Annotated in this window: 22 protein-coding genes; 12 read left to right on the top strand and 10 right to left on the bottom strand. The window is 67.5% G+C overall.

Annotated features, from left to right (window positions below; genetic code table 11):
• Together ACH13J_RS12590 and ACH13J_RS12595 are read left to right on the top strand one after the other, a co-directional pair.
• Positions 1-795, top strand: a 795-nt coding sequence (locus tag ACH13J_RS12590; protein ID WP_397543689.1) for an HvfC/BufC family peptide modification chaperone, incomplete at its 5' end; no start/stop codon positions are given.
• Positions 792-1376 carry a DoxX family membrane protein gene (locus ACH13J_RS12595; RefSeq protein WP_397543690.1) on the top strand — a complete coding sequence of 195 codons (585 nt, stop codon included), beginning with the start codon at positions 792-794 and terminating at the stop codon, positions 1374-1376. The genes ACH13J_RS12590 and ACH13J_RS12595, both read left to right, overlap by 4 nt.
• On the opposite strand, the gene ACH13J_RS12600 is transcribed toward ACH13J_RS12595, so the two are convergent.
• Together ACH13J_RS12600 and ACH13J_RS12605 are read right to left on the bottom strand one after the other, a co-directional pair.
• Complete coding sequence (locus ACH13J_RS12600; RefSeq protein WP_397543691.1) at positions 1365-1733, bottom strand: hypothetical protein; 369 nt, start codon at positions 1731-1733, stop codon at positions 1365-1367. The two genes, ACH13J_RS12595 and ACH13J_RS12600, sit on opposite strands and share 12 nt — an antisense overlap.
• 45 nt (positions 1734-1778) lie before the next feature.
• Positions 1779-2093, bottom strand: a complete 315-nt coding sequence (locus tag ACH13J_RS12605; protein ID WP_397543734.1) for an arsenate reductase family protein — start codon at positions 2091-2093, stop codon at positions 1779-1781.
• A 211-nt stretch (positions 2094-2304) separates the two neighbouring features.
• On the opposite strand from ACH13J_RS12605, the gene ACH13J_RS12610 reads away from it, so the two are divergent.
• A complete protein-coding gene (locus ACH13J_RS12610; protein ID WP_300894002.1) occupies positions 2305-2511 on the top strand; it encodes a cold-shock protein in 207 nt (68 codons plus the stop codon).
• Positions 2512-2542: 31 nt separating this feature from the next.
• On the opposite strand, the gene ACH13J_RS12615 is transcribed toward ACH13J_RS12610, so the two are convergent.
• The 4 genes from ACH13J_RS12615 to ACH13J_RS12630 all read right to left on the bottom strand — a co-directional run bounded on the left by ACH13J_RS12615 (position 2543) and on the right by ACH13J_RS12630 (position 4633).
• Positions 2543-2833, bottom strand: coding sequence for a hypothetical protein (locus tag ACH13J_RS12615; RefSeq protein WP_397543692.1), 291 nt, complete (start codon positions 2831-2833; stop codon positions 2543-2545).
• 126 nt (positions 2834-2959) lie between these two features.
• A complete protein-coding gene (locus tag ACH13J_RS12620) occupies positions 2960-3223 on the bottom strand; it encodes a hypothetical protein (protein ID WP_397543693.1) in 264 nt (87 codons plus the stop codon).
• A gap of 136 nt (positions 3224-3359) precedes the next feature.
• Positions 3360-3839, bottom strand: coding sequence for a dihydrofolate reductase (locus ACH13J_RS12625; protein WP_397543694.1), 480 nt, complete (start codon positions 3837-3839; stop codon positions 3360-3362).
• Positions 3839-4633, bottom strand: coding sequence for a thymidylate synthase (locus ACH13J_RS12630; protein WP_397543695.1), 795 nt, complete (start codon positions 4631-4633; stop codon positions 3839-3841). The genes ACH13J_RS12625 and ACH13J_RS12630 overlap by 1 nt, the downstream gene beginning before the upstream one ends.
• A gap of 191 nt (positions 4634-4824) precedes the next feature.
• On the opposite strand from ACH13J_RS12630, the gene ACH13J_RS12635 reads away from it, so the two are divergent.
• From ACH13J_RS12635 to ACH13J_RS12655, 5 genes are all read left to right on the top strand, one after another.
• Positions 4825-5253, top strand: a complete 429-nt coding sequence (locus ACH13J_RS12635; RefSeq protein ID WP_397543696.1) for a VOC family protein — start codon at positions 4825-4827, stop codon at positions 5251-5253.
• Positions 5220-6293, top strand: a complete 1074-nt coding sequence (locus ACH13J_RS12640) for a DUF1194 domain-containing protein (RefSeq protein ID WP_397543697.1) — start codon at positions 5220-5222, stop codon at positions 6291-6293. Before ACH13J_RS12635 ends, ACH13J_RS12640 begins: the two co-directional genes overlap by 34 nt.
• A 33-nt stretch (positions 6294-6326) precedes the next feature.
• On the top strand, positions 6327-6977 hold the full coding sequence (locus ACH13J_RS12645) for an FCD domain-containing protein (RefSeq protein ID WP_397543698.1): 651 nt from the start codon (positions 6327-6329) through the stop codon (positions 6975-6977).
• The gene (locus ACH13J_RS12650) at positions 6977-8176 is read left to right on the top strand and encodes a cation:proton antiporter domain-containing protein (RefSeq protein ID WP_397543699.1); all 1200 of its coding nucleotides are present in this window, start codon (positions 6977-6979) and stop codon (positions 8174-8176) included. Before ACH13J_RS12645 ends, ACH13J_RS12650 begins: the two co-directional genes overlap by 1 nt.
• Before the next feature lie 72 nt (positions 8177-8248).
• Complete coding sequence (locus ACH13J_RS12655; RefSeq protein WP_397543700.1) at positions 8249-8914, top strand: DUF4396 domain-containing protein; 666 nt, start codon at positions 8249-8251, stop codon at positions 8912-8914.
• 17 nt (positions 8915-8931) lie between these two features.
• Here the strand turns inward: ACH13J_RS12655 and ACH13J_RS12660 are convergent, their stop codons facing one another.
• A complete protein-coding gene (locus ACH13J_RS12660; protein ID WP_397543701.1) occupies positions 8932-9894 on the bottom strand; it encodes an acetyl-CoA carboxylase carboxyltransferase subunit alpha in 963 nt (320 codons plus the stop codon).
• 212 nt (positions 9895-10106) lie between these two features.
• Positions 10107-10709, bottom strand: a complete 603-nt coding sequence (locus tag ACH13J_RS12665) for a LysE family transporter (RefSeq protein ID WP_397543702.1) — start codon at positions 10707-10709, stop codon at positions 10107-10109.
• Positions 10710-10791: 82 nt separating this feature from the next.
• Here ACH13J_RS12665 and ACH13J_RS12670 point away from each other — a divergent pair, with 82 nt between their 5' ends.
• Together ACH13J_RS12670 and ACH13J_RS12675 are read left to right on the top strand one after the other, a co-directional pair.
• On the top strand, positions 10792-11235 hold the full coding sequence (locus tag ACH13J_RS12670; protein ID WP_397543703.1) for an Lrp/AsnC ligand binding domain-containing protein: 444 nt from the start codon (positions 10792-10794) through the stop codon (positions 11233-11235).
• 369 nt (positions 11236-11604) lie between these two features.
• Positions 11605-12993 carry an aminotransferase class III-fold pyridoxal phosphate-dependent enzyme gene (locus ACH13J_RS12675; protein WP_397543704.1) on the top strand — a complete coding sequence of 463 codons (1389 nt, stop codon included), beginning with the start codon at positions 11605-11607 and terminating at the stop codon, positions 12991-12993.
• Between the two features lie 87 nt (positions 12994-13080).
• Here the strand turns inward: ACH13J_RS12675 and ACH13J_RS12680 are convergent, their stop codons facing one another.
• Positions 13081-13743 (bottom strand): OmpA family protein, encoded by a 663-nt coding sequence (locus ACH13J_RS12680; RefSeq protein ID WP_397543705.1) that lies wholly within the window; start codon positions 13741-13743, stop codon positions 13081-13083.
• 136 nt (positions 13744-13879) lie between these two features.
• Positions 13880-14728: a methylated-DNA--[protein]-cysteine S-methyltransferase gene (locus ACH13J_RS12685; RefSeq protein WP_397543706.1), complete on the bottom strand. Its 849-nt coding sequence runs from the start codon at positions 14726-14728 to the stop codon at positions 13880-13882.
• A gap of 96 nt (positions 14729-14824) precedes the next feature.
• On the opposite strand from ACH13J_RS12685, the gene nth reads away from it, so the two are divergent.
• Together nth and ACH13J_RS12695 are read left to right on the top strand one after the other, a co-directional pair.
• Positions 14825-15469, top strand: a complete 645-nt coding sequence (gene nth, locus ACH13J_RS12690; protein WP_397543707.1) for an endonuclease III — start codon at positions 14825-14827, stop codon at positions 15467-15469.
• Positions 15466-16452, top strand: coding sequence for an adenosine kinase (locus ACH13J_RS12695; protein WP_397543708.1), 987 nt, complete (start codon positions 15466-15468; stop codon positions 16450-16452). Before nth ends, ACH13J_RS12695 begins: the two co-directional genes overlap by 4 nt.
• Positions 16453-16656 lie beyond the last annotated feature (204 nt).

Raw genomic sequence — 16656 nt, forward strand, 5'->3', positions numbered from 1 at the left:
GGCGGCGCTGGCCGGCTGCGCGCAGGTGGCCGCATGACCGTGACGCAGGGGCAGTTCCACGACGCGCTGCTCGACAGCGCGCGCGACGCGCCCGAGGGTCTGACCGACGGGCAGGGCCGGCCGGCGGGACGCCGTTTCGACATCTACCGCAACAACGTCGCCACCGGCCTGACCGAGGCGCTTGAGGTCAGCTTTCCGGCCATCGTCAAGCTGATCGGGACCGGGAATTTCCGCAAGGTGGCCGGTCTCTTTTTGCGGCAAAGCCCTCCCGACATTCCGATGATGATGGCCTATGGGGCCGCCTTCCCGGGTTTCCTCGCCGGCTTCGCGCCGCTGGCGCAGTATGGCTACCTGCCCGACGTCGCCCGGCTGGAACAGGCCCTGCGCGAGGCCTACCACGCCGCCGACGCCGAGCCTGCCGATGCGGCCGTACTCGAAACGCTGCCGCCCGACATGTTGGCGGACACGCGCCTGCAGCTTGCCCCGGCGCCGCGGCTGGTGCGGTCCGAATGGCCGGTGCACGCCATCTGGGCCTACAACATGGAGGACGGCCCCAAGCCCCGCGGCGGCGCGCAGACGGTGCTGATCACCCGGCCCGGCTATGACCCGCAAATGACCGTCGTGGACACCGGCACCGCCGCATTCGTGGATGCGCTGGCCGGGGGTGCGACGCTCGGCATCGCCCATGACCACGCGGCGCAAGCGGCGGAAACCTTCGATCTTTCCGCGGCGCTCGGGCTGCTGCTGCGGGAGCGTGCCATTTCACGAATAACGACCGGAGACACACACCCATGACACCGCTGGTTTCCCTCCACACCGCGCTGTTCGCCCGCCTCGAGCGCGCGGACTGGATCCTGCCCACGCTCGCCCGGTTTCTCTTCGCCGCGATTCTGCTGTCGTATTACTGGGCGTCGGGACTGACCAAGCTGGGCGACGGCCTGCTTGGGGTATTCCGGCCCTCGATGGGCGCCTACGCCCAGATATTCCCCCGCGCGATGGAGGCGGCAGGATACGACACCAGCCAGCTGACGGTCTTTCACTGGGCGGTGGTGACCGCCGGGACGTGGGCGGAATTCCTGTTGCCGTTGCTCATCGTCACGGGGCTGCTGACACGGCTGGCCGCGCTCGGCATGACCGGCTTCGTCGTCGTGCAGTCGCTGACCGATCTCTACGGCCACGGCGCAATCGAGGAGGCCGCAACGCTGGGGTCGTGGTTCGACAAGGCCCCCGACGCGGCGATCCTCGACCAGCGCGCGCTGTGGGTTTTCCTGTTGCTGGTGCTCGTGGTCAAGGGCGCGGGGCCGCTCTCGCTCGACCGGCTGCTGGCGGCGCGGCGCCCCGCGTTTCTGGCACGGGCGCGGGCCTCAGAAATGTGACTTGGGCTCGTCGGGCTTGCCCGCGGCGATGGCCAGCAATCCGCCAAGCGCCGTCATCCCGATGGGGAACATGGTGAACACGCCGAAGTCGAAGGCATAGAGCATCATCCCCGCCGAGGCGAGCATCAGGATACCGCCCCAAAGCGCGCGGATGCGGGCCATACCGCCCCCCGCGATGGCCAGTAGCGGCGCGAGAAAGCTGACCGTGCGTATCAGGCCCACCCGGTCCACCTGGTGGGCCAGCCCGTCGATCTCGCCGAACTCGGCAATGAACTCGGTATAGCCATAGCTGAAGAACCCGACGATCAGGGCCAGGATGCCGCCGATCACGCCGAGGATAAGGGCCGCGTTACGCATGGTGTCCTCCGTTGCCGTACCGCCCCAGATAAGCAGCCCGCGCGCTCATCCAAGGAGCGCGGCCTGCACGTCCCGGCCCCAGCCGAGATGCATCTGCGCCCCGTCCACGATCAGCGGCCGCTTCATCAACGCGGGGTTCTCGACCAACAGCTCGCGCGCCGGGCGGGCGCGCGTCGCCGCATCCAGGCCACGCCATGTTGCGGACCGGACATTGACCAGCTCCGCGCCGAATCTGTCAAGGGCCGTATCCAGCACGGTATCGGGCACACCGTCGGCGCGAACGTCCCTGAATTCCGCATCTGGAAGCGATTTGCGTGCCTTGCGGCAGGTATCACAGGTTTTCAGACCGTAGATCACCATGGTGTGCATGCCTCATTTTTCTCCGCGTTCCCTGTCGCCCTGCCCCGTCCATGCCGGTTTTGCTTGCTTTTTACATTCCCGGTGCAATCATCGGGGCGTGACGTCGAAAGCTCGCTCCGTCTTCGGTTCCCGTCGCACGATCAGCCGAGTCTCGGGCGTGACATGGCCCGGCATCTAACCGGGGAAGTGACGACATGGAAGGAGATACGGCATGCCGACCGGCACCGTAAAATGGTTCAATACCACCAAGGGCTATGGATTCATCGCGCCGGACGAGGGCGGCAAGGACGTGTTCGTGCACATCTCGGCCGTCGAACGCTCCGGCCTGACCGGGCTCGCCGACAACCAGAAGGTGGGCTACGAGCTGCAGGACGGGCGCGACGGGCGCCAGATGGCTGGCGACCTGAAACTGCTCTGACACCACCGCATCCCCGACATCACGGACGATGTCAGGCCGGACTCTGCGGGCGATGGCTTGACCAGTTTTCGCCCATGGCCACGATGCAGGACGTGCCGCTCGCGTAGGACACGACGAGCGTCCAGTCGCCAGACCGGTCGGCCCAGACCTGCATGACCTGTTCGGGACCGCGCGTGCCCCATGCGCGCGGCGCACTGCCGAATTGCCGCGACAGCTTTTCGGTCATGGCGCTGGTCGGCTCGCAAACCACCTCGGCAATTGGCGTGGTGGCGGATGCCGGCCCGCCGGCAGCGATCAGCATGGCAAGCGCAATGGGGCGCATCAGGGCTTCCTCTACTTGGCTGTTCTGCGCCCCATTGTAACAGATTCATGACAGACTTGTATATACCCTGAATATACAAGAGGCGCGGGACGGCGCCCGCGCCTCTTTCATGCCGGGCCGCGTGGGTCAGCAGCCCTTCTGCCCCGCCACGCAGTTGTCGCGCGCCGTATACCGCGCGCGCTGCACCGGGTGGCGCTTGACCTCGTGCCAGGTCATGCTCGTGGTGGGCTGACCGCAACAGATCACCCCGCCCATCACGACCGGCTGCAAGCCGGAGGGGCAGTAGTTTTCCTTGGCCGGATAGCTGTAGAGCGTCGGACCACCCGCGCTGGCGGGCAACGCCACGAAACCGGCGAGGGCGACGGCGGCGAGAGAGGGAAGACTACGCATGAAAAACCTCTTGAGCATTGTGAAACGGACTTGGAGGGTCTGCTGCAAAGCCTACCCGTTGCGCCACGGCTGTCAAAGATTTTCAGGGCAAGGATGCGTTTCGGCCCGCCTGCCAGACGGGGTGACGGGCCGCCCGCTAACGCCGCAACAACTCCCGCAGCACGCAGCGCGGTGCCCCATCGCGCAGGATTATGCGCGAGATTTCTTCCCACCCTGTCTCCGCGAAGGGGGGCAGGAAAGTATCGGCATCCGGCACGTCCACCTCAACCTCGGTCACCAGCAGGCGGTGCGCGAGGGGCATCATCTCGGCATAGAGCTGCGCGCCACCGATGCCGTAAACCCGTGTCTGCCCGGCCTCCGCACAGGTCGCCAGCGCCTCTGCAACGCTCCCGCGGACAAGGTCCGCCCCCTCGGCCGCGCCGCGCGTCACCACGCAGTTCAGCCGCCGCGGCAGGGGCTTGCGGGGCAGGCTCTCCCATGTCCGCCGCCCCATAACCAGCGCCCCGCCCAGCGTCTCGCGCTGGAAAAAGCGCAAATCCTCGGGCGCGGTCCACGGTATACCCCCCGCCCGGCCGATGGCGCCGTCGCGGGCGCGCGCCACAACCAGCGACAGCATCAGACCGCCACCGGCGCCTTGATCGCGGGGTGCGGATCATACCCCTCGAAGGCGAAGTCGTCGAAGACAAAGTCGAAGATCGACGGCACCTGCCGCGCGATACGCAGGGTGGGCAGCGGGCGCGGCGTGCGCGAAAGCTGGGTTTTCACCTGTTCCATGTGGTTGGAATAGATGTGTGCATCCCCGATGGAATGGACGAACTCGCCGGGTTCGTAGCCGGTCACATGCGCCAGCATCGCCAGAAGCAGCGCATAGGAGGCGATGTTGAATGGCACGCCCAGGAACATGTCGGCCGAGCGTTGGTAGAGCTGCAGGTGCATCGTGCCGTCGAGGATGCGCACCTGCCACAGCGTGTGGCACGGCGGCAGGGCCATCTCCTCCACCTCGGCGGGGTTCCATGCCGACACCACCAGCCGCCGGCTGTCGGGCGTTGCGCGGATGGCGCGGACAAGCTCGGCGATCTGGTCCACCTCGCCCCCGCCCGGCCGCGGGAAGTGACGCCACTGGTGGCCGTAGACGGGACCGAGCTCGCCCGACCCGTCGGCCCATTCGTCCCAGATGCTCACGCCGTTCTTGTTGAGGTAGCCGATATTGGTGTCCCCAGACAGGAACCACAGCAACTCGTGGATAATGGAGCGCAGATGAAGTTTCTTGGTCGTCACCAGCGGAAACCCCTCGCGCAGGTCGTAGCGGCATTGCAGGCCGAAATAGGACAGCGTGCCGGTGCCGGTCCGGTCGCTCGACGGCGTCCCGTGCTCCAGCACCGTCCTCAGCGCATCGTGATACTGTTTCACAGCGGGCTCCTTGCTGACCGTTGCCCGCGAATCGCGCCGCAATCCGGCCGGGCACCACAAGATGTAGCGTGATCGCGCGGGGCGGGCAAAACGGTTTGCCATGCCCGTCCACGCCCCGCCGCGCGCAGCCCCTCGACACCGGCGCCAAGGCGTCTATCCTTGTTCCGGATGATCAATCAAAGGAGGCGAGCATGCGCGTGCGCTACCTGCACACCATGGTCCGGGTCAAGGACCTGGAGGTATCGAAACGGTTTTACGAATTGCTGGGGCTCAGGGAAACGCGGCGCATGGACGTCGAGGCGGGGCGTTTCACGCTGGTTTTCATGGCGCCCGAGGGACAAGAGGAATGCCCCGTCGAACTGACCTACAACTGGGACGGCGACGATGCCCTGCCCGACGACAGCCGTCATTTCGGCCACCTCGCCTACTCGGTGGAGAATATCTACGACATGTGCCAGCACCTCATGGATAACGGCGTGACCATCAACCGTCCGCCGCGCGATGGCCGCATGGCCTTTGTCCGCAGCCCCGACAACATCTCGGTCGAGCTGCTGCAGGAGGGCGACGCGCTGGAGCCCACGGAACCGTGGGCCAGCATGGAGAACACCGGCCATTGGTAGGACGCGCCGCGATATGCGCCGCCGCCCTGCTGTGGGCGGCGGCGGCCGCGGCGCAGGATACCGCCCCCTGCCGGCTCGCGCTCGTCCTTGCGCTCGATGTGTCCTCGTCCGTCGACACCGCGGAATACGACCTCCAGCGCAAGGGGCTGGCGGCGGCGCTGGATGCGCCGGATGTCCGGCACGCCATACTCAACGGGGCCCCGGGGCCCGTCGCGCTGGCGGTCTACGAATGGAGCGGGGCCGACAAGCAGAAGCTGCAACTGGACTGGACCATGCTGCGGGACGGCGCGGCGATCGACGCGGCGGTTGCCACGCTCGGCGCGATGGCCCGCAGCAACGCTGAATTCCCCACCTCGCTCGGGCCCGCGCTCGGCTATGGCGCGCAACTCTTGCAACGCGGTCCGCGCTGTGCGCGGCGGGTGATCGATGTCTCCGGCGACGGCGTCAACAACTACCGTTTCGGCCCGCGCGAAGCGTACCGGCACTTCCCGCTGGACGGTGTGACGGTGAACGGCCTCGTGGTTCTGGGCGGCGATGCCAGCGTGCTGGCCTATTACGGCGACGAGGTACTTCACGGCGCCGGCGCGTTTCTCGTCGTGGCCAACGGGTTCGAGGAATTCCGCGAGGCCATGACCCGCAAGCTCTACCGCGAGATAAATGACATCGTGCTGGGCCGCGCCGCGCCGGCGCGGCTGCGGGCTTGGCTGAGAACACGGGCGCGCGAGCGCCTGGCAGATGCGTCCGACCGCCACGCCGCGCGGCTTGGCATGCCCTACCGGCGGCTGACACTGCGCGACACGCGCTCGCGCTGGGGGTCGTGCTCGGCGCAGGGGGGACTGATGTACTCTTGGCGGCTCGTCATGGCACCCGGCGACGTGCTCGACTACGTCGCCGCGCACGAGGTCGCCCACCTGGCCGAGATGAACCATTCGCCGGCCTTCTGGAACACCGTCGCGCGGCTCAAGCCGGGCTACGAGACGCCACGGCGCTGGCTGCGAGAGAACGGGGCGGCGCTGCACCGCTACCGCTTCGGCGATTGACCTGCACGGCGCCATGTGATCACAAGTAGCCTCATGTTGATCACATCCCGCCCGGAACCCGGCCCCAGCTCTGCCCACGACCGCGTATATCGTGGGCTCCGGGGCCGGATCATGCACGGCGAACTGACGCCGGGACAGCCGCTGACCTTGCGGGGCCTCGCGGGCGAATACGACGTGTCGATGACCCCCGCGCGCGAGGCAATCCGCCGGCTTTCGGCCGAGGGGGCGCTGACGGTGTCCAGCTCGGGCCGCGTCACCACGCCGGAACTGGGCAACGAGCGCATCGAGGAGCTGGCCGCGCTGCGCGCCCTGCTCGAGGTCGAGCTGGCCAGCCGCGCCCTGCCGCGCGCGCACATCGCGCTGATCGACAGGCTGCAGTCCATCAACGGCAAGATCGCCGAGGACATCGCCCGGCACGACGCGGTCGGCTATATCCGCCGCAACCTGGAGTTCCACCGCACGCTCTACCTGCGGGCGCAGGCGCCCGCGATGCTGGCCATGGCCGAGACCGTCTGGCTCCAGCTCGGGCCGACAATGCGCGCGCTCTACGGCCGTCTCGCGCGCAAGGAGCCGCCGCATTACCACAGGCTGATCATCGCCGCGCTCAAGGCGGGCGATGAACCTGGCCTGCGCCTTGCCGTCCGGTCGGACGTGACGCAAGGCCTCAAGATGCTGCTGGCGTGATGGCCGGGCTGCCCGAACTCCTGATCGCGCTAGGGCTGCTGTTCCTCGCGGGGTTGGCGGCGGATTGGATCGGGGCGCGCACCCGCCTGCCCCGCGTGACCCTGCTCTTGGCATGCGGGCTGGTCGTGGGGGCGCCGGGGCTTGACCTGCTGCCGCCGGCCGCGACGGTCCTTTACGAATTCCTTTCTGTCACGGCGCTTACGATGGTGGCCTTCATCCTCGGCAGCGCGCTGACACGCGAAAACCTGCGCAAGCATGGCCGCGCCATCCTGTCGGTCTCCGCGATGATCGTGCTGGCAACGGTCGGGCTGGTCGCGCTTGGGCTCTGGCTGATCGGCGTGCCCGCGCCGGCGGCGCTGCTTCTGGGCGCCATCGCCACCGCCACGGACCCGGCCGCCACGCAGGACGCGATCCGCCAATCCGGGCATGAGGGGCCGTTTGCCGACCTGATCCGCGGTATCGTGGCCATCGACGACGCGTGGGGCCTGCTGACCTTTTCGCTCGTGGCGGTGGCCGCGCACGGCATGAACGGCGGGCTCGAACTGGCGCATCTGGCAAGGGCAGGGTGGGAAATCGGCGGCGCGCTGGTGCTCGGCGGGGCCATCGGCCTGCCGGCATCCTACCTGACCGGGCGGCTGACACCGGGCGAACCACTCCTGACCGAGGCGCTTGGCATCGTTTTCCTGACCGCCGGGCTGGCCATCTGGGCCGAGGTTTCTTTCCTGCTTGCGGGCATGGCTTCGGGCGTGGTGGTGGCGAACCTTGCCCGCCACCATGACCGCGCCTTTCACGAGGTGGAATACATCCAGTGGCCGTTTCTGCTGCTGTTCTTCATCCTTGCCGGCGCGTCGCTTGACACCGGCCAGCTGGCGGGGGCCGGCCTTGTGGGGCTGGTCTACATCATCCTGCGCATCGGCGCCCGCTGCGCCGGGGGCTGGCTGGGCGGCCGCATGGCAGCCACGCCCCAGGCCCACCGCCGGTGGTACGGGATCGCGCTGATGCCTCAGGCGGGTGTCGCGGTGGGCATGGCGCTGGTCGCGTCGCAGGCATTTCCCGAACATGCGGGGCTGCTACTGACGGTGACGGTGGGCACGACCATCATCTTCGAACTGCTGGGCCCGGCGGGCACGCTTCTGGCTGTCCGAAAGGCTGGGCAGGGGGACGACCCCGATGACCGGCCCCCGTCGCCGGAGCGATGAACACGGCGGAGTATCCGGCGCCTGGTCCCCCGGGTATTGTCATGACGCGGCATCAAGGCCACGTGAGGGGTCATGGAAACCGTCGTGACAATGCTCTCGTCTCCTGCCGCGCTCGTGATCTGGGGTGCCGTCGTTGCCGCCTGTGAAATCGTTCTGCTGCGGGATCTGCGCCGCAACAACGCGCATCTGATGGGACTGATGAAGGTGGTCTGGGCGCTGACCGTCCTCTATTCCGGTCCGCTCGGCCTGCTGATCTACTGGACCAGCGGGCGCAAGGAAATACGCCGGGACAACCTGCCGCGGCGCGCGTTCCGCTCGGTGGCGCATTGCTACTCCGGCTGCGGCATGGGCGAGGCCGCGGGTCTTCTCATCGCCGTTGGGGTGTTCCAGCTCTCGACCCCCTTTGTCGCGGGCATCACCTTCGCGTTGGCCTACCTGTCGGGATTTGCCCTGACGGTGGGGCCGCTGATGCAGGAGGGCGTGGCGCCGCGCGCGGCGGTGTGGGATGCCGTTCTGTCCGAAACCCCCAGCATCACCGTGATGGAGGTCGTGGCGATCACGGTCGATCTCTATCTTGCCGGCGGCGCCGGTCCGGGGCAGCCGCTGTTCTGGTCATCGCTGGCCGTGTCGCTGACCTGCGGCCTCGTCGCCGCGTGGCCGGTCAACCTCCTGCTGATCCGGTATGGCGTCAAGGAGGGCATGATGGACCCCCGCCAGACCCACCATCACGCAGCCTGACGCGGGCGCGGCCCGGTTCACGCCGCCAGCCCCTTCCGGCCCATCTCGAGGAACTTGTCGCGCCGGGCCTTGACCAGCGCCTTGCGGTCCTTCTTGGAAAGCTCCTCCAGCATCTGCGCAACGGCCTCACCGACCGAATCGATCGTGCCGGCCCGATCGCGATGTGCGCCGCCCAGCGGCTCGGGAATGACCCGGTCGGTCACGCCGAGCTTCAGCAGGTCCTGCGCCGTCAGCCGCAGCGCCTCGGCCGCCTCGCGCATCTTCTCGGCGTCCTTCCACAGGATCGAGGCACAGCCCTCGGGGCTGATCACCGAGTAGACGGAATGCTCCAGCATCGCCACGCGGTTGGCGCTGGCAAAGGCCACCGCGCCCCCGGACCCGCCCTCGCCGATGATCACGCTCACCAGCGGCACGCTGATCGTCAGGCAGGCCTCCGTCGCCCGTGCGATAGCCTCTGACTGTCCGCGCTCCTCGGCCCCCTTGCCGGGATAGGCGCCGGGCGTGTCCACCAGCGTGACCACCGGCAGGTTGAACCGGTCGGCCATCTGCATCAACCGTATGGCCTTGCGATAGCCCTCGGGACGGGCCATGCCGAAATTGCGTTCGATCCGGCTCTTGGTGTCGTTTCCCTTCTCGTGGCCGATCACCATAACCGGCCGGTCCCTCAGACGTGCAAGCCCGCCCATCACCGCCTGGTCGTCGGCAAAGTTCCGGTCGCCCGCAAGCGGCGTGTATTCGGTGAAAAGGGTCTCGATGTAATCCTTGCAATGGGGCCGCTCGGGATGGCGCGCGACCTGGCATTTGCGCCAAGGGCTGAGGTCCTTGTAAAGATCCTGCAGCATCGCCGCCGCCTTCTTGTCGAGCGCGCCGGCCTCCTCTTCCACGTCCATTTCCTGATTGGCGCGGGCCATGGCCCGCAGCTCCTCGGCCTTGCCTTCGATCTCGGCAAGCGGCTTTTCGAAATCGAGGTAGTTGGTCATGCGCGCTCCTGCCACTGGCGCCGCGATATATGCCCCTCAGCGGCGCGATTTGCAATCGGAACCGGGCGCGATCCGATTAGACGGCGTGCGCCGGCGCCAGGCCGTCACCGTCCATAACACGGGTCCCGCGCCGCCGCCATCGCCGGCCTGTTTCCTTCATCTTGCCCGAAATACTCTCGCCGAAGGCATCCGGCGGCCGCGCCAAGGCCGACCTAGGCCGCGCCGTTCCACAGCACGGGGAGGAGCGTGGCCACCAGAAGACCGGCCATCACCCAGTTGAAGGCCCGCAGCCGCGCACGGCTCTTGAGCAGGCGGCTGAGCTGCTGGCCCAGCACCGTCCAGCTGGTCGTGCTGACGGCCGACACGGCGACGTAGACGCCCGCGACCCACAGCACCGCGGCCATGTCGCGGCTGGCGGCATAAAGCGTGATTGCCGACAGCGCCATGCTCCATGCCTTGGGGTTGACCCACTGGAATGCCGCTGATTGCAGGAAGGTGAGCGGCCGTCCGCCCGCGGCGGTCTGTTCCGGCGGGGCGGCATTGGCGATCTTCCACGCGAGGTAGAGCAGGTAGGCCACGCTGACCACCTTCAGCAGCATGTAACTGGCGGGCCACATGTCGAACAACTGCATCACCCCCACGCCGACGAGAAAGACCATCGAGGGAAATCCCAACCCGATCCCCATCATGTGCGGCACCGTCCGGCGAAAGCCGAAATTGGCGCCCGATGCCATGAGCATCAGGTTGTTGGGCCCCGGCGTGATGACCGTCACGAAGGCAAAGGTGACAAGCGCGGTGAACAGATCGAGCGTCATGATCGCAACCCTATTCCACGCAGGACGCATTTGAATTGCTTTGTTTTGCGAATTGGCGTGCAATTTGCAATTATCCGGCTCAATGGACAGGATCAACGACCATATATTGCAAGAACTTGGCCGCGACGGCCGGATCAGCAACCTCGACCTGGCCGAGCGGGTCGGCCTGTCACCCTCTGCCTGCCTGCGCCGGGTGCAGGATCTCGAACGGCGTGGCGTCATCCGCGGCTATCGCGCGATGCTCGACCGGGCGCAGATGGGCGTCGGCTTTGTGGCCTATGCCGCGGTGGGCCTCAATTCCCATACCAAGGCCAGCCAGGAGGCGTTCGAGCGCGCGATGGACATTGCCCCCGAGGTGGTGGAATGCCACAACGTCACCGGCTCCGTGGAGTACCTGCTGCGCATCGAGGTGGCCGACCTGCCCGCCTACAAGGCCTTCCATACCGACGTAATGGGCACCCTGCCGCAGGTGAACGCGATCACCACCTTCGTCGTCATGGGCTCGCCCAAGGATGAACGGGCCTGATCCGGCCCGCGGACCGGTGCGACCAGCGTGATGCGGTGCTTCCGCGTTCCACCACCGGGCCGCGTGCCGGGCGCGATGCGCGACCAGAGGCTCGCCTTCACCGAAGCGCCTCTTTCCGTGGCCGAGGTCGCTGCTGCAACCCGCTTCGGCTCTCGCATGGGGGTCAGCCACGGCGCCCGCGCGGCCCTCGGGCACACACCGTTCCGCCTCCGCGCGGCGGCACGGTGTGGTGCGGCCGGCAATCTGGCCCCATAACGTTTGACTCACTGGCCCTAACAGAGTCATGCAGGTTCGGGCTCAAATATCCTTGAACGGGCTGTTGGCCCGCCCCCGGCGTCAGCGCCGGGCCCAACGTGATGGAGGCACGCAATGGACGGCAAACCACTGGACAACGATCTGACCGGCGTGATCGAGGCCGACCGCGCCCATGTCTGGCACCATCTTGTGCAGCACAAGCCGTTCGAAACGGTCGCTCCCAAGATCATCGTCGAGGGCAAGGGGATGCGGGTCTGGGACCAGGACGGCAAGGAACACATCGACGCCGTGTCGGGCGGCGTCTGGACGGTCAATGTCGGTTATGGCCGCGAGCGTATCGCCAACGCCGTGCGCGACCAGCTGATCAAGCTGAACTACTTCGCGGGCTCGGCAGGCTCCATCCCCGGCGCGATGTTCGCCGAGAAGCTCACCTCGAAGATGCCCGGCATGACCCGCGTCTACCAGACCAACTCGGGCACCGAGGCCAACGAGAAGGCGTTCAAGATGGTCCGCCAGATCGCGCACAAGCGTTACGGCGGGAAAAAGCACAAGATCCTTTACCGCGACCGCGACTATCACGGCTCGTCGATCGGGGCGATGTCGGCGGGCGGCCAGGAGGAGCGCAACGCCCAGTACGGCCCGTTTGCCCCCGGTTTCGTCAGGGTTCCGCACTGTCTCGAATACCGCGCGCAATGGGATTTGGAGGGCGAGGAATACGGCCAGCGGGCCGCCGACGCGATCGAGGAGGTGATCCTCGCCGAGGGGCCGGACACCGTCGGGGCGCTGTGCCTCGAACCGGTCACGGCGGGGGGCGGCGTCATCCCGCCGCCGGCCGGGTACTGGCAGCGGGTACAGGAAATCTGCCGCAAGTACGACATACTGCTGCACATCGACGAGGTCGTCTGCGGCGTGGGGCGCACGGGCACCGAATGGTTCGGCTACCAGCACTACGGGGTCGAGCCGGATTTCGTGACCATGGCCAAGGGCGTTGCGTCGGGCTATGCCGCGATTGCCTGCTGCGTGACCAACGAGAAGGTGTTCGAGCTTTTCAAGGACGACGATACCGATCCGCTGAACTACTTCCGCGATATCTCGACCTTCGGCGGCTGCACCGCCGGGCCGGCCGCCGCGCTGGAGAACATGGCGATCATCGAGGAGGAGGGCCTGCTGGAAAACACCACCGCCATGGGCGACTACATGCTTGACCAGCTGCACGCGCTCAAGGACCGGCACGCGGTGGTCGGCGACGTGCGCGGCAAGGGCCTGTTCCTCGGGGCGGAGCTGGTGGCCGATCGCGACAGCAAGGAACCGGTGCCCGAGAAGCAGGCGCAGGCCGTCGTCAAGGACTGCATGGCGCAAGGGGTCATCATCGGGGTCACCAACCGCTCGATCCCCGGCTACAACAACACGCTGTGCTATTCGCCCGCGCTGATCGCGACCAAGGATGATATCGACCAGATCATCGCGGCCACGGATTCCGCCCTGACGCGCATATTCGGCTGAACGCGGCTGGTTCCGCGGGATCGGCAACGCATCACCCGGCGCATCACCTGCGCCGGGTGATGCGCTGGCCCATGCGGCCGGCATCGCTTACGCGGTCGGCAGGATCACGATCTCGACACGGCGGTTCTGCGCCCGGCCTTCCTCGGTCAGGTTCGACGCCACCGGCTCGTCCTCGCCGCGGCCGAAGGTGTCGATCCGGTCAAAGGCGACGCCGCCCTCCATCAGAACATCGGCAACAGCGTTCGCCCGGCGCTCCGACAGGCGCTGGTTATACTCGGCACTGCCGGTATTGTCGGTGTGACCCTCCACCTGTACGCGCGACTGCGGATAGTCCTTCAGGCTGTCGGCCACGGTCAGCAGATCGCGGCGAAGTGCGGAATTCACGGTCGAGCTGTCGACATCGAACAGGATGTCCTGCGGCATGGTCACGATCAGCCGGTCGCCGGTGTTGCGGATGCCGATGCGGTCGTTCTGCAGATCGCGGCGCAGCTCGGCCTCCTGCTTGTCGAGGAAGCTGCCCGCCACGGCCCCGGTGGCCGCCCCGGCGACGCCACCCACAACGGCGCCCTTGGCCTTGTCATCCGACACGATGGCGCCCAGCCCGGCGCCGAGGATACCGCCCAGCAACGCCCCCTGCTTGGTGTTCCTGTTGGGGTCCTCGCCGCTCAGCTGTGCCGGATCGGTACAGGCCGTCACCGCCAGAAGCGAGGTGCCGGCAAGGAGAAGAATTGAATCGCGCGCTCGGGTCATGTCTTGGCCTCGTGTTGTTTGCTTGTTCGCCCAGTGCAGCTGGCGTTCACCGATAATAGGCAAGATGCCGCCGGACCCCAAGGGCGCACCGCCGTCCCGTCGGCACCGATCCGCGCATCGGCACCGTTAAGGCGCCTCATGCCCCGCTGCGCGCCGCCTCCCGTGCCAGCATGGCGCGCTTGAGTGGCAGCCCCCAGTGATACCCGCCCAGCCCGCCGGATTTGCGCAACGCACGGTGACACGGGATCAGCAGGCCCACCGGGTTGCGTCCCACGGCACTGCCCACGGCACGCACGGCGCGCGGCTGCCCGATGGCGCGGGCGATCTCGGAATAGGTGGTCACGTGGCCCGGCGGCACGGCCAGCAGCGCCTCCCAGACCTTGATCTGGAACGGCGCGCCGATCAGGTGCAGCGGAACCGAACGGCAATCCGTCGCCGCCATGCCCAGCGCCTCCGTGGCCCACGGCCGCAGCCGCTCGGGATCCTCGGTGAACGCCGCTTCGGGCCAGCGCGCGGTCATGTCGTCCAGCGCCGCCGCCCCGCCCAGCTCGTCGGCAAACGCAACGCCGCAGATGCCCCTGTCCGTGCCCATCACCAGCGCCCGCCCGAACGGGCTGTCGAACCAGCCGAAGGAGATGGCAAGCCCCGCGCCCCGGCGGGCATAGTCGCCGGGGCGCATCGCCTCCCACCGCAGGAAAAGGTCATGCAGCCGCCCCGACCCGGACAGGCCCAGCTCATGCGCGGCCTCCAGCGTGGTGAACCGTTCCGCCAGCAGCCGGCGTGCATGACCGATCACGAGGTATTGCTGGTACCGCTTGGGCGAAACACCCGCCCACTGCGTGAAGATCCGCTGGAAATGCGCCGGGCTCATCCGCATCCGCGCGGCCAGCTCCGCCAGTGTAAGCTTGCCCTCCGCCGCGTCGATCACCTCGATCGCCCGGCGGATCACGTGGTAATGATAGCCCTGCTGCGTCGCGGCGGTCATCACGGTCTCCCTGCTGCCACGCACGACCCTATAGCCCGGCCGGCGGCCCCGCGACCCGAATGTTGCGCATTGCCGGGATTGCGGGCATGAGGGGGCATGGCCAAGCAGCTCGACTATCACACTATCCGCGAGATATTCACCCGCTTCCGCGCAGCCGAGCCGGAACCGCGCGGTGAACTCGACCACGTGAACGCGTTCACCCTGCTCGTGGCCGTGGCCCTGTCGGCGCAGGCCACCGACACCGGCGTCAACAAGGCCACGAAAGAGCTCTTCAAGGTCGCCGATACGCCCGCGAAGATGCTTGAGCTGGGCGAGGAGGGGCTTATCGGCCATATCCGCACGATCGGCCTCTACCGCAACAAGGCGCGCAACGTGATGAAGCTCAGCCGCATGCTGGTCGATGAATATGGCGGCGAGGTGCCCTGCTCCCGCGCGGCGCTGCAATCCCTGCCCGGCGTGGGGCGCAAGACGGCCAACGTGGTGCTGAACATGTGGTGGCGCCACCCCGCGCAGGCGGTCGATACCCATATCTACCGCGTCGGCAACCGAACCGGGATCTGCCCCGGCAAGGACGTGGCCGCCGTCGAGCGCGCGATCGAGGACAACGTGCCGGTCGATTTCCAGCTGCACGCCCATCACTGGCTGATCCTGCATGGCCGCTATGTCTGCACCGCGCGCAGGCCGAAATGCGCCGCGTGCCTTATCCGTGATCTCTGCCAATTCGAGGACAAGACCCCATGACCAAATACCAGGCCATCGGCATCGGCAATGCCGTCGTCGATGTCATTTCGCAGTGCGACGACCGCTTCCTGACCCGCATGGGCATCGACAAGGGCGTCATGCAGCTCGTCGAGGCCGAGCGAGGTGAATTCCTCTACACGCAGATGGAGGACCGCTGGCGCATGCCCGGCGGCTCCGTCGCCAACACGATCGCCGGCATGGGCGCGCTTGGGCTGTCCACCGGCTTCGTCGGGCGTGTGCGCGATGACGAACTCGGCCACTTCTACGCCCGGGAAATGACCCGCGTCGGCACGGATTTCATCAATGCCCCCGTGACGGGGGGCGAGCTGCCCACCTCGCGCTCGATGATCTTCGTCACCCCAGACGGCGAACGCTCGATGAATACCTATCTGGGCATCTCGACCGAGCTCGGCCCCGACGACGTGGACGATGCCGTGGCCAGCGGCGCCGGGCTGCTTCTGCTCGAGGGTTACCTGTTCGACAAGGACAAGGGCAAGGCGGCGTTCCTTGCAGCGGCACAGGCCTGCCGCGCCGGCGGCGGGCGCGCGGGCATCGCCCTGTCCGACCCGTTCTGCGTCGACCGTCACCGCGACGATTTCCGCAAGCTGGTGCAGGAACTCGACTACGTCATCGGCAACGAGCACGAGTGGAAATCCCTCTACGAGACCGACGACCTCGGCGCCGCGCTGGAACGGGCCGCGGCGGACAGCGGGTTGATCGTCTGCACCCGGTCGGGCCACGACGTGGTGCTGGTCGAGGGGGAGGAGACGGTCACCGTCCCGGTGCGCCCCGTCACCCCCGTGGACGCCACCGGCGCGGGCGACCAGTTCGCCGCCGGGTTTCTCTACGGGCTGGCCACCGGCAGGCCGCTGGCGATCTCCGGCCGGATGGGCTGCATCGCCGCGGCCGAGGTGATCGGCCACTACGGCGCCCGGCCCGAAGCGGACGTGATGGAGTTGTTCCGCGCCGAGGGTCTCGTCTGAGCGGGCGCAACTGCCCGGCCCCGGCGCCGGACAGGGTATTTGGACCAAGAAGAAGCAACGGGTGCGCGCCCGGACCCGGCGTCGGTCGGCGCCTCGCCGATGCGGACCGGCCCGGGCGCGGCTTCTCCTTGGGCGGTCATCGGCTCCCCAGCCTGTACCGCGGGTCGAGGTCACCACACCGTGGTTAACATCCCGTTACCCGCT

Source organism: Roseovarius salis (assembly GCF_044472985.1).
GTDB lineage: Bacteria > Pseudomonadota > Alphaproteobacteria > Rhodobacterales > Rhodobacteraceae > Roseovarius > Roseovarius salis.